The sequence below is a fragment of the Nocardia sp. NPDC058705 genome, from assembly GCF_042749305.1.
Classification (GTDB): Bacteria; Actinomycetota; Actinomycetes; order Mycobacteriales; family Mycobacteriaceae; genus Nocardia.
Genome location: NZ_JBHYRN010000013.1, coordinates 150743 through 161291, shown reverse-complemented (window position 1 = coordinate 161291; position 10549 = coordinate 150743). Strand labels below are relative to the sequence as shown.

The window sequence follows — 10549 nt, the reverse complement described above, 5'->3', positions numbered from 1 at the left end:
AGGCTTCGCCTCGGACGCAACGGCGGCTAACTCGCGGCCGGGCCGCTACGCCGCTGCGCGGCGGCCCTCCCTAGGGGTCGGGCGTGGGGGTGGCCGTGGGGGGTGGGCGTGCGGTTAGGGCGGGATCAGGTGCCGGTGAAGGTGGGTTTGCGCTTTTCTGCGAAGGCTTTGGGGCCTTCTTTTGCGTCGGCGGACTTGAAGACCGCGGCGCCGAGTTCTGCGTCTACCTTGAAGGCGTCGTTTTCGTGCATGCCCTCGGTGTCGCGGATGGTTTTCAGGATGGCTTGGATGGCTAGGGGGCCGTTTGCGGCGATCATGTTCGCGAGTTCGAGGGCCTTGTCCAGGGCGGTGCCGTCGGGGACCACATGGCCGATGAGGCCGATTTCCTTGGCTTCGGGGGCCTTGATGTGACGGCCGGTCAGCAGGAGATCCACGGCTACGGTGTAGGGGATCTGACGGGTCAGGCGGACGGCTGAGCCGCCGAGGGGGAACAGGCCCCAACGGGGTTCGGAGACACCGAATTTGGCGCTCTCGCCCGCTACCCGGATGTCGGTGCCCTGCAGGATTTCGGTGCCGCCCGCGATGGCGGGGCCTTCTACCGCGGCGATCAGGGGCTTGGTGAGTCTGCGGCCTTTGAGCAGGGCGTCGATGCGGGACAGGTCCCAGCCGCCGCCGGAGAAGGAATCGCCGGGGTGCTGGGTGGTCATCGCCTTGAGGTCGGCGCCCGCGCAGAACGCGCCGCCCGCGCCGGTGAGGATCGCGACGCGGATGTCGGGATCGCTGTCGACCTGGTCCCAGGCGTCGCGCATGATCGCCATCATCTCCCCGGACAGGGCGTTGCGCGCCTCGGGGCGGTTCATGGTGACGATGAGAACGTGGTCACGCTTCTCGACCAGACAGTGGGCCATCTGAAAATCTCCTCACAACGTTCGGTCGCATTCGCCGAAAACCTTGTCAGAAACAGTAACACGTTCTATTTTTGACTCTGTGAGCTACAACATAGCCGATCTCGTCGAACATGCCGTCGACTTGATGCCCGACCGGATCGTGCTGGTCGGCGAACATCGAGAGTCGACCTACGCCGAACTGGAGGAGCGGGCCAACAAGCTGGCCCACTACCTGCTGGAACAGGGTGTGCGTCCCGGCGACAAAGTCGGAATCTATTCCCGCAACACCGTCGAGGCCGTCGAAGCGATGGTGGCCGTCTTCAAGGCGCGGGCGGTGATGATCAATGTCAATTTCCGCTATGTCGAGAACGAGTTACTGCACATCTTCGACAACTCCGACATGGTGGCGCTGATCCATGAGCGCCGCTACACCGACAAGGTGGCGGCGGTTCGGGACAAGGTGCCCGGGCTGAAGACGGTGATCGTCGTCGACGACGGCACCTCCGCGGACACCCCCGACTACTCGGTCGAATACGAAGCGGCGCTGGCCGATTCGTCGGGCGAACGCGACTTCGAGGAACGCTCGCCCGACGACATCTACATGCTCTACACCGGCGGCACCACCGGCCTGCCCAAGGGCGTGATGTGGCGCCACGAGGACGTCTGGCGGGTGCTCGGCGCCGGCATCAACTTCGTCACCGGCGAATACACCAAGGACGAATGGGAGCTGGCCAAGATCGGCGCTGCCAACCCGCAGATGGTGCGCTTCCCGATCCCGCCGATGATCCACGGCGGCTCACAGTGGGCCACCTTCCACAGCCTGTTCGGCGGCGGCAAGGCGGTGATGATCCCCGAGTTCAGCGGGCACGGTGTGTGGCAGGCCGTCGACAAACACGGCATCAACCTGATCTTCATCACCGGCGACGCGATGGCGCGGCCGATGCTCGACGCGCTGGCCGAAGGCAACCCGGAAACCGGTGAGCCCTACGACCTTTCGACCCTGTATGTCCTCGCCAGCAGCGCGGCGCTGTTCTCGCCCTCGCTCAAGGACAAGTTCCTCGAGGTACTGCCCAACCGGATGATCTCCGACTCCATCGGCTCCTCGGAGACCGGTTTCGGCGGACTCTCCCTGGTCGCCAAGGGTGCCACCCACACCGGCGGCCCCCGGGTGAAGATCGACGCGGCCACCCAGGTGCTCGACGAGGAAGGCAATCCGGTGAAGCCGGGTTCCGGCGAAGTCGGCCTGCTGGCGCGCAGCGGACACATCCCGCTCGGCTACTACAAGGACGAGGTCAAGTCGGCCGCGACGTTCAAGGAGTTCAACGGGGTTCGCTTCGCGATCCCCGGCGACTACGCGCGCGTCGAGGAGGACGGCTCGGTCACGATGCTCGGCCGCGGTTCGGTGAGCATCAACAGCGGCGGCGAGAAGATCTACCCCGAGGAAGTCGAGGGTGCCCTCAAGGCTCACCCGGATGTTTTCGACGCGCTGGTAGTCGGTGTCGACGACGAGCGGTGGGGCCAGCGGGTCTGCGCGGTCGTCCAGTGCCGCGGCGAAAACCGACCGACCCTGGCCGATTTGAAGCCCGTCCTCGCCGGCGAGATCGCGTCCTACAAGCAGCCACGCAGCCTGTGGTTCGTCGACGAGATCAAGCGTTCCCCCGCCGGAAAACCGGACTACCGGTGGGCGAAGTCGCAGACCGAAGCGCGACCCGCCGACGAACATGCCGAAGCGGGTTCGGCCTAGTCCCACGATCTACTCGTCACCCCGTCCGGCAGCGTCGCCGAGCGGGGTGACGAGTGTCAGCGGTTGCCGAGTTCGGACAGTTGGTAGGCCAACTTGGTGCGTACCAGGGGGATTCGGGTGAGCACGCGCATCGCGGTATTGCGGGCGGTGCGGACCGGCGCGGACTGGAGGGTGGCCATTTTCGTCATGCGGTCGGTGAACGCTACGACCTCGAGCGCGATCGGTCTGCGAACGGTTTCGTAGGTGTCGAGGACTGAATCCGGCTCGCCCGCCGCGACTTTCGCCAGGAGGGTGGCGAGCAGAGCGGCGTCCTGGATGCCGGTGTTCATGCCCTGGCCGCCTGCCGGGCTGTGGACGTGGGCGGCGTCGCCCGCGAGGAAGACGCGGCCCGCGCGGTAGTGGTCGGCTACGCGGTGGTGGACGCGGAAGCGGGAGCTCCAGAGGACCTCGTCCACGCGGATCTCGCCCGCGGGGCCTCGGGCGTTCAGCAGGGTTTGGATGTCGTCGAGGGTGGGGTGCTCCGGGGCTTCGTCCACGGTGGCGACGACACGGTAGCGGTTGTTCGCCGTATCAGGAAGGGGCGCGACCACGGTGACGCCTTCAGGGGACAGGTGCAGCGACACTTCCGTGCGCGGGGTCGGCCAGCTCATACGGACGTCGGCGAGGATGAAGGACGCCGGATAGGTATCGCCGGTGAAGCCGATGTCCGCCTGCTCGCGAACGACGCTGTGCATGCCGTCGGCGCCGATCACGTAATCCGCCTTGATCGTGCCGAGTTGCTCGTTCGCATCCGCGTATTCGACAGTGACGCTGCCGTTTTCGTCCGTGACGCGGGTGACTGTCAGCGGTCGGTGCACCGTCCCGCCCAGCTCGTGCAGCCGGTCGAGAAGCACCTGTTCGGTCACATCCTGCGGCACCATCAGCGTGTACGGAAACGCGGTGGGCAGATCGCCGAATTCGATGGTGGCCAACGTCTTCGCCCCATCGTGCAGCTTGAAGGTGGGCACCTTGATCCCACGCTCGACGAGTTCGCCCGCGATGCCGAGCCCATCGAGCACCTCGAGCGTCCTGGCGTGCACCACCGCGGCCCGAGAGGTGTTGGCGCCCTCGCCGAGTCGGTCGATGAGCACGTGATCGACCCCGGCTTCGGCGAGCACGATCGCGGCGGTGAGGCCGGCGGGCCCCGCCCCGACGATAACGACGGAAGTGGCTTCGGGCAGTGAGATGGCGGCCATTTCGACTCCTGGTCAACGCTTGTTTGCCAACGCTTGTAGGCATAACGGTAAACCCGACTGCGCGTGAAAGTCAACAGCTGTTGGCCTACAATCGTTGACATGCCTGACCAGGAGACTCCCACCCGTCGCTCCGACGCGACGAAGGCCGCCATCCTCGAAGCCGCCCGCGCCCGCTTCGCCGCCGACGGCTACGCCAAGGCCACCATCCGCGCGATCGCCGCCGACGCCGGGATCGACCCCTCGATGGTGATGCGCTACTTCGGCAGCAAGGACGGGCTCTTCGCCGCCGCCGCCCAGATCGACCTGGACCTCCCCGACCTCAGTGCCGCGGACCCGAACACCATGGGCGAGCTGCTGATTCGCCGCTTCCTGAGCATCTGGGAGGAAGGCGACAACACCGTCCTGCTGATCCTGCTCCGCTCCTCGATCACCGACGAAGCCGTCGCCACCCGCTTCCGGGAAATCTTCGCCGACCAGGTGCTGCCCGCGGTCCTGCGCTTCGGCACCCCCGCCGACGCCCCCCGCCGCGCCGGCCTCATCGTCACCCAGCTGCTCGGCCTGGCCCTGTGCCGCTACATCCTGCGACTGCCCCCGGTGGTGTCGCTCACGCCGCGGCAGATCGTCACCGACATCGCCCCCATCCTGCAGACGTATCTGACCTCGGGCGACCGCGCGGAACTGTTCGATGAAGCGGCTGCCATAGTGCTGGACGTCAGCGGCGAGCTGAATCGGCGGCTCGCTGACCGCGCGACTGCTGCCGAGGGTGAGTAGTCATTCCTTGCCGAGACGGTTCAGTAACTCGCGGTGGCGTGCGGCGAACGCTTTCGACAACGCGATCACCTGAACCTCGGCGACTCGGGGTTCAGTGGGTCGTTCGCTGTGCGCGGGCGATGTCGCATCGGTCATAGCTGGACCGTACCGACGCAGATAGGCCCGTGCGAAGTGGTTCGCACGGGTCTATCTGGGGTCGAGGGCTAGCGCGCCAGTTCCGCGCCGAGGGCGAGGAGGTGGGGGGTGGCGCCGCCGAGGGCGTATTCGTGGTGTTTGGCGGCGGTGAAGTAGTTGTGGGTGATGTGGTCTCGGTCGATGCCGAGGCCGCCGTGGATGTGGACGGCGGTGTGGGCGACCTTGTGGCCTGCTTCGGCGGCCCAGAATTTGGCGATGTGGATGGACTCGGCGGCGGGGAGGTTTTCCGAGAGTCGCCAGGCTGCCTGGGTGACTGTCAGGCGGAGGCCGCCGATTTCTATGTAGGCGTCGGCGAGGCGTTGGGCTACTGCTTGGAAGGAGCCGAGGGGTTTGCCGAATTGTTCGCGGGTGCGGGTGTGTTCGGCGGTGAGTTCCAGGGCTCGTTCGAGGGTGCCGAGTTGGAGGGCGGCGAGGCCGAGCCAGGCGTGTTCGCGTAGCCAGGTGAGGATACCGGCGCCGGTTTCGATGGTGCCGACCAATTCGGCTGGGGTGTCGGTGAATTCGACGAGGAATTCAGGGGAGAGGTCGACTACCTGCTGTGCGGTGCGGGTGACCGAGGTGTGGGTCGGGTCGACCAGGAATACCGCTGTACGGCCGGAAATGTTGGCTGGCACCAGGATTCGCATGGCGCGGTCCGCTTGAGGGACGGTGGTCGCCCTTCCGGTCAGCGTCCAGGGCCAGCCGGTACCGCCCCTGCCCTCCGCATCAGCGACGGTGGGGGCGCCGACAGTCGTGATGGGATCGGCGAATGCGGCGGAGCTGTCGATCGAGTCGCCGACGCCGATGTCGAAAGATGTGTCCGCAGTGTCGGCCTCGGTAGCGGCTGTGGCGAGGATGCCCGGGGCATCGGTGGCAGCGCGTAGTTCCTCGGCGAGTGCGGCGGTGAGCACGATCTCGCCCGCGCCTGCTCGCGCTGCCAGCTGCTGCTGTGAGGCGTCGCCGAACTTCGCCAGCGCACCAGCGCCGAGGACGACTGACCACAGGTAGGGCACCGCGGCGACGACACGGCCGAGTTCGCGCAGCACAGCCGTCTGCTCGAGCATGCCGAAATCGTTGCCGCCCAATGCTTCTGGCAGGCCCGCCGCGAGCACGCCGGTGTCGGCGAGGGCCTTGCAGAGCTGCTCGTCGAAGCGTCCGGGAACATCGAGTTCGCGCAGGCGATCGGCGGTGACGAGTTTGGCGCAGATCTCTCCGGTCAGGGTGGCGAGGTCGGTCTGGGCTTCGGTGGGGGTGAAATCCATGGGGAGATACCGGCTTTCAGCGGGCGGAGGCGGGCTGGCGCAGGGCGGTCATGGCGATGATGTCGCGCTGCACCTCGTTGGTGCCGCCGCCGAAGGTGAGAATCAGTGCGGCGCGGTGCATTCGCTCGAGTCGGCCGAGCAGGACGGCGCCGGGGGAGTCCTGGCGCAGGTAGGCGTGCGGGCCGACGACTTCCATCAGCAGGCGGTAGGCCTCGGTGGCGAGTTCGGTGCCGTAGACCTTGCAGGCGGAGGCGTCCCACGGTTTCGGCGCGGCCTCACCGCCCTGATCGGCGCGGCTGGCGATCTCCCAGTTCAGGAGCTTGAGGTACTCGACCTTCGCGTGCACACGAGCCAGATTCAGCCGCACCCATTCCTGGTCGATCACCCGCACACCATCGGGGCCAGTAGCCGAACGAGCCCACTCCACGGTCTGCCCCACCGCCAGCGACAACGGCCCGGCAGACGTCAGCGCGACCCGCTCATGATTGAGCTGGTTGGTGATCAGTGACCACCCGCCGTTCTCCGGCCCGACCATCGACGAGACGGGCACCCGCACGTCCTGGTAGTAGGTGGCACTCGTGTCGGGCCCGGCCATCGTGTGCACCGGCGTCCAGGAGAACCCCTCGGCGTCGGTCGGCACGATGAGCATCGTGATGCCCTTGTGCTTCTTGGCATTCGGATCCGTGCGCACCGCCAGCCAGATGTAGTCGGCGTAGGCGATGAGGCTGGTCCACATCTTCTGACCGTTGATCACGTAGTCATCGCCATCGCGCACCGCCGAAGTACGAAGTGCCGCAAGGTCGGTGCCCGCGCCTGGCTCGGAATAGCCGATGGCGAAATGCAGTTCACCGGCGGCGATGCGCGGCAGGAAGAACTTCTTCTGCTCCTCGGTGCCGTACTGCATGATGGTCGGCGCCACGGAGTTCAGCGTCAGGAAGGGCACCGGCGCACCCGCGATGGCGGCTTCCTCGACGAAGATCAGCTGATCCATCGTGGTGCGGTCCTGGCCGCCGTACTCCTTGGGCCAGCTCAGCGTGAGCCAGCCGTCGCGGCCCATCTCGCGCACGACCTCGCGGTAGACATTGCCCGCACCGTATTCACCGGTCTGCATGCTCAGTGCCGCGCGCCGCTCGGGCGTCATCAGCTTCGCGAAATATTCGCGCAGCTCGGCGCGCAATTCTTCCTGCTGCGGCGTATACGCGACGCGCATGCTTCCTACCTCGGTGTCGAGCTGACAAGTCGGGTGGCGGGGCGCAGGGGGTGAGCCCCGCCGAAACCGATCATTGCATACGAACTGGAACATGTTCCAGTATTGAGCGTGATTCGGCGTCCGTTCCGCTCCGCGCACGCGGCTGTCTGGGTTAGTGTCGCCAAGACCGTGTGGAAGGAAGTTCTCATGAAGATCATCGTCGATTTCGACCGGTGCGAAGCGAACGGCGTCTGTGTCGGAATCGCCCCTGACATGTTTGAACTCGATGACGACGATCAATTGACCGTCGCCAAGGGTGATGTCGAGCCCGATCGCCTCGCCGACGCCGAGGAAGCCGTGGCGCAGTGCCCCAAGGCCGCGCTGAGGTTGGCGTGATCGCCTCTTGTCGGATGGTGGAACACGTTCTAGAGTCGGCCGAATGAGTGTGACGCAGATTTCATTGGAGGGCCGTGTCGCCGTCGTGACCGGCGCGGGCGCCGGGCTCGGTAGGGCCGAAGCCCTCGCGCTGGCGTCGGCGGGCGCGGCGGTGGTCGTCAACGACCTCACCGAGGACGCGGCCGCCGAGACCATCGCCGCGATCCGCGAACTCGGCGGCAAGGCCGAATTCGTCGGCGGCTCGATCGCCGAACGGGCCACTGCCGACGCGCTCGTCGCGACCGCGCAGGAATCCCTCGGCGGCCTCGACATCGTCGTCAACAACGCGGGCATCACGCGAGATCGCATGCTGTTCAACATGTCCGACGAGGACTGGGACGCGGTGATCGCGGTGCACCTGCGCGGACACTTCCTGCTCACCCGCAACGCGGCCGCCTACTGGCGCGCGGCGTCGAAGGCGGCGGGCGCGCCGGTGTACGGCAGGCTGGTCAACACCTCCTCGGAGGCGGGCCTGCTCGGGCCGGAAGGTCAGGCGAACTACGGTGCGGCCAAGGCTGGCATCACCGCGCTCACGCTGACCGCGTCGCGCGTGCTGTCCAGGTACGGCGTGCGCGCCAACGCGATCTGCCCCCGGGCGAGGACCGCGATGACCGAGGCGGTCTTCGAACAGGCGCCCGACGACGTGGTCGACCCGCTGGCACCCGAACATGTCGCCAAGCTCGTCGCCTACCTTGCCTCGCCCGCCGCCGACGCAGTCAACGGTCAGGTTTTCGTCGTCTACGGACCGATGGTGGCACTGATGGCGGCCCCGACGGTCGAGCAGCGCTTCGACGCTGACGGCGCCGAATGGTCCGAGGCCGACCTCGCCGCCACCCTCGGTGGCTATTTCGCAGAGCGTCCCGCCGATCACACCTTCTCGGCCCGCGCCCTGCGCGATCTGGGCTGAGGCGGCTACTGAACGGTTTGCCCGATGTTGGCCCACCGCGTCCGACGCTGAATCCGCCTCCACTGTCGTGTTGATCACCGGTCCAGGTGTTGGTAGACATGAGCGTCGGAGTGTGTGGCGGCTCACAGGAAGGCAAACGGAACCGATAAGCATCCGTTTCAGTTTTGACGGCGATTTACGAGAAAAAGTCCTGGTCCAACTCGCTCGAAATGGCAGACATTACCGGGAACGTGTTCTAGTCTTTGGGCAGTCTTCAGATCGGGGTGGCGGTGAAGTACGGGTACGCGGACACATCGGTCCGCCCGTCGATTGAGGAGGATTCGCAATGAACAACCTCCTTGCTGTCCCGTTGCGGGCGGTCGGCGGATTCTTCGAACTCGGCGCGGAAGTGGCGCGCGCCGCCGTCCGCAGGCCGTTCCAATGGCGCGAATTCGTCGACCAGTCCTGGTTCGTGGCCCGCGTCTCGATCGTGCCGACGCTGCTGGTGGCCATCCCCTTCACGGTGCTGGTGGTCTTCACCCTCAACATCCTGCTGCGCGAGATCGGCGCCGCCGACCTCAGCGGAGCGGCGGCCGCGTTCGGCGCCGTCACCCAGGTGGGCCCGATCGTCACGGTGCTGATCGTGGCGGGCGCGGGCGCCACCGCGATCTGCGCCGACCTGGGCGCACGCACGATTCGCGAAGAGATCGACGCGATGAAAGTCCTCGGCATCGACCCCGTCAGTCGGCTGGTCGTGCCGCGGGTGCTCGCTTCGATGTTCGTCGCGCTGATGCTCAACAGCCTGGTGTGCACCATCGGCATCGTCGGCGGCTTCGTGTTCTCGGTCTTCCTGCAGGGCGTGAACCCCGGCGCGTTCGTCAACGGCATTCCGCTGCTGACGAATCTGCCCGAACTGATCATCTCCGAAGTCAAGGCGGGTTTGTTCGGGCTGATCGCCGGAATGGTCGCCTGTTATCTCGGACTCGGTGTCAAAGGTGGACCCAAGAGCGTCGGTGACGCGGTGAACCAAACGGTGGTTTTCGCATTCATGGCGCTGTTCGTGGTGAATGTGGTTGTCACCGCGATCGGCCTGAAATTCACGGTGCGGTGATGGCGTTCATCGTTCGCAGCAAGTTCCCGCGCACGGTCCGCCGTTTCGAACGCGTGTCGAAATCGACCGACTCCCTTGGCAATCAGGCGATCTTCTACGTCAAGGCCCTCGGCTCGGTGCCGCGCGCACTGGTGCACTACCGCACCGAAACCATCCGGCTCATCGCCGAGATCAGCATGGGCAGTGGCGCGTTGGCCGTGATCGGCGGCACCGTGGTGATCGTCGGCTTCTTGACGCTTATGGCGGGCGGCACCATCGCGGTGCAGGGCTACAGCTCGCTCGGCAATATCGGTGTCGAGGCGCTTACCGGTTTCTTCGCCGCGCTGATCAATGTGCGCATCGCGGCGCCGGTGATCTCCGGCATCGGCCTCGCGGCCACGATCGGCGCGGGCGCGACCGCCCAGCTGGGCGCGATGCGGGTGGCCGAGGAGATCGACGCGCTGGAGTCGATGGCGATCCGGCCGATCCCGTTCCTCGTCGGGACCAGGGTGCTGGCGGGCATGATCGCGATCGTGCCGCTCTACGCACTCGCCGTGATCGCCTCGTTCATCGCCAGCCGCTTCGCGACCGTGGTGATCTACGGGCAGTCCGGCGGCGTCTACGACCACTACTTCTCGACGTTCCTCATTCCGAGCGACATCCTCTGGTCGTTCGCGCAGGCGATCGTGATGGCGCTGGCGGTGATGCTGATCCACACCTATTACGGCTTCCACGCCGCGGGCGGCCCGGTCGGCGTCGGCGTCGCGGTCGGTAACGCGGTGCGGTCGTCGCTGATCGCGGTGGTCACGGTGACACTGCTGATCTCGCTGGCCATCTACGGCACCTCCGGCAACTTCCACCTCTCGGGATAGCGTG

At 66.3% G+C, this 10549-nt stretch carries 11 protein-coding genes; 6 read left to right on the top strand and 5 right to left on the bottom strand.

Going from position 1 to position 10549, the window contains the following annotated elements; translation table 11 throughout:
* Positions 1 to 125: 125 nt before the first annotated feature.
* Positions 126 to 908, bottom strand: coding sequence for a crotonase/enoyl-CoA hydratase family protein (locus ACFW6D_RS17495; protein WP_379329275.1), 783 nt, complete (start codon positions 906 to 908; stop codon positions 126 to 128).
* A 79-nt stretch (positions 909 to 987) separates the two neighbouring features.
* Here ACFW6D_RS17495 and ACFW6D_RS17490 point away from each other — a divergent pair, with 79 nt between their 5' ends.
* Positions 988 to 2631 (top strand): acyl-CoA synthetase, encoded by a 1644-nt coding sequence (locus tag ACFW6D_RS17490; protein ID WP_379329273.1) that lies wholly within the window; start codon positions 988 to 990, stop codon positions 2629 to 2631.
* Between the two features lie 56 nt (positions 2632 to 2687).
* Here ACFW6D_RS17490 and ACFW6D_RS17485 read toward each other — a convergent pair whose 3' ends face one another.
* Complete coding sequence (locus tag ACFW6D_RS17485; protein WP_379329271.1) at positions 2688 to 3866, bottom strand: FAD-dependent monooxygenase; 1179 nt, start codon at positions 3864 to 3866, stop codon at positions 2688 to 2690.
* A 99-nt stretch (positions 3867 to 3965) separates the two neighbouring features.
* On the opposite strand from ACFW6D_RS17485, the gene ACFW6D_RS17480 reads away from it, so the two are divergent.
* Entirely contained in the window at positions 3966 to 4637 is a 672-nt protein-coding gene (locus tag ACFW6D_RS17480; RefSeq protein ID WP_379329269.1) for a TetR/AcrR family transcriptional regulator, read from the top strand.
* Here ACFW6D_RS17480 and ACFW6D_RS17475 read toward each other — a convergent pair whose 3' ends face one another.
* The 3 genes from ACFW6D_RS17475 to ACFW6D_RS17465 form a co-directional block, all read right to left on the bottom strand.
* Entirely contained in the window at positions 4638 to 4772 is a 135-nt protein-coding gene (locus tag ACFW6D_RS17475) for a hypothetical protein (protein WP_379329267.1), read from the bottom strand.
* Positions 4773 to 4840: 68 nt separating this feature from the next.
* Entirely contained in the window at positions 4841 to 6073 is a 1233-nt protein-coding gene (locus ACFW6D_RS17470; RefSeq protein ID WP_379329265.1) for an acyl-CoA dehydrogenase family protein, read from the bottom strand.
* Between the two features lie 16 nt (positions 6074 to 6089).
* A complete protein-coding gene (locus ACFW6D_RS17465) occupies positions 6090 to 7283 on the bottom strand; it encodes an acyl-CoA dehydrogenase family protein (RefSeq protein WP_379329263.1) in 1194 nt (397 codons plus the stop codon).
* Between the two features lie 186 nt (positions 7284 to 7469).
* On the opposite strand from ACFW6D_RS17465, the gene ACFW6D_RS17460 reads away from it, so the two are divergent.
* The 4 genes from ACFW6D_RS17460 to ACFW6D_RS17445 all read left to right on the top strand — a co-directional run bounded on the left by ACFW6D_RS17460 (position 7470) and on the right by ACFW6D_RS17445 (position 10545).
* Positions 7470 to 7658 (top strand): ferredoxin, encoded by a 189-nt coding sequence (locus ACFW6D_RS17460; RefSeq protein ID WP_379329261.1) that lies wholly within the window; start codon positions 7470 to 7472, stop codon positions 7656 to 7658.
* Positions 7659 to 7701: 43 nt separating this feature from the next.
* Positions 7702 to 8604, top strand: coding sequence for a 3-oxoacyl-ACP reductase (locus ACFW6D_RS17455; RefSeq protein ID WP_379329260.1), 903 nt, complete (start codon positions 7702 to 7704; stop codon positions 8602 to 8604).
* Between the two features lie 325 nt (positions 8605 to 8929).
* Complete coding sequence (locus tag ACFW6D_RS17450) at positions 8930 to 9694, top strand: MlaE family ABC transporter permease (RefSeq protein WP_379329258.1); 765 nt, start codon at positions 8930 to 8932, stop codon at positions 9692 to 9694.
* Positions 9694 to 10545 carry an MlaE family ABC transporter permease gene (locus ACFW6D_RS17445; RefSeq protein WP_379329256.1) on the top strand — a complete coding sequence of 284 codons (852 nt, stop codon included), beginning with the start codon at positions 9694 to 9696 and terminating at the stop codon, positions 10543 to 10545. The genes ACFW6D_RS17450 and ACFW6D_RS17445 overlap by 1 nt, the downstream gene beginning before the upstream one ends.
* Positions 10546 to 10549: the final 4 nt, after the last annotated feature.

Bases quoted from the DNA above. Each gene is read 5' to 3' on its own strand.
- ACFW6D_RS17495 (WP_379329275.1), bottom strand. From the start codon at position 908: ATGGCCCACTGTCTGGTCGAGAAGCGTGACCACGTTCTCATCGTCACC.
- ACFW6D_RS17485 (WP_379329271.1), bottom strand. From the start codon at position 3,866: ATGGCCGCCATCTCACTGCCCGAAGCCACTTCCGTCGTTATCGTCGGG.
- ACFW6D_RS17480 (WP_379329269.1), top strand. From the start codon at position 3,966: ATGCCTGACCAGGAGACTCCCACCCGTCGCTCCGACGCGACGAAGGCC.
- ACFW6D_RS17475 (WP_379329267.1), bottom strand. From the start codon at position 4,772: ATGACCGATGCGACATCGCCCGCGCACAGCGAACGACCCACTGAACCC.
- ACFW6D_RS17470 (WP_379329265.1), bottom strand. From the start codon at position 6,073: ATGGATTTCACCCCCACCGAAGCCCAGACCGACCTCGCCACCCTGACC.
- ACFW6D_RS17465 (WP_379329263.1), bottom strand. From the start codon at position 7,283: ATGCGCGTCGCGTATACGCCGCAGCAGGAAGAATTGCGCGCCGAGCTG.
- ACFW6D_RS17460 (WP_379329261.1), top strand. From the start codon at position 7,470: ATGAAGATCATCGTCGATTTCGACCGGTGCGAAGCGAACGGCGTCTGT.
- ACFW6D_RS17455 (WP_379329260.1), top strand. From the start codon at position 7,702: ATGAGTGTGACGCAGATTTCATTGGAGGGCCGTGTCGCCGTCGTGACC.
- ACFW6D_RS17450 (WP_379329258.1), top strand. From the start codon at position 8,930: ATGAACAACCTCCTTGCTGTCCCGTTGCGGGCGGTCGGCGGATTCTTC.
- ACFW6D_RS17445 (WP_379329256.1), top strand. From the start codon at position 9,694: ATGGCGTTCATCGTTCGCAGCAAGTTCCCGCGCACGGTCCGCCGTTTC.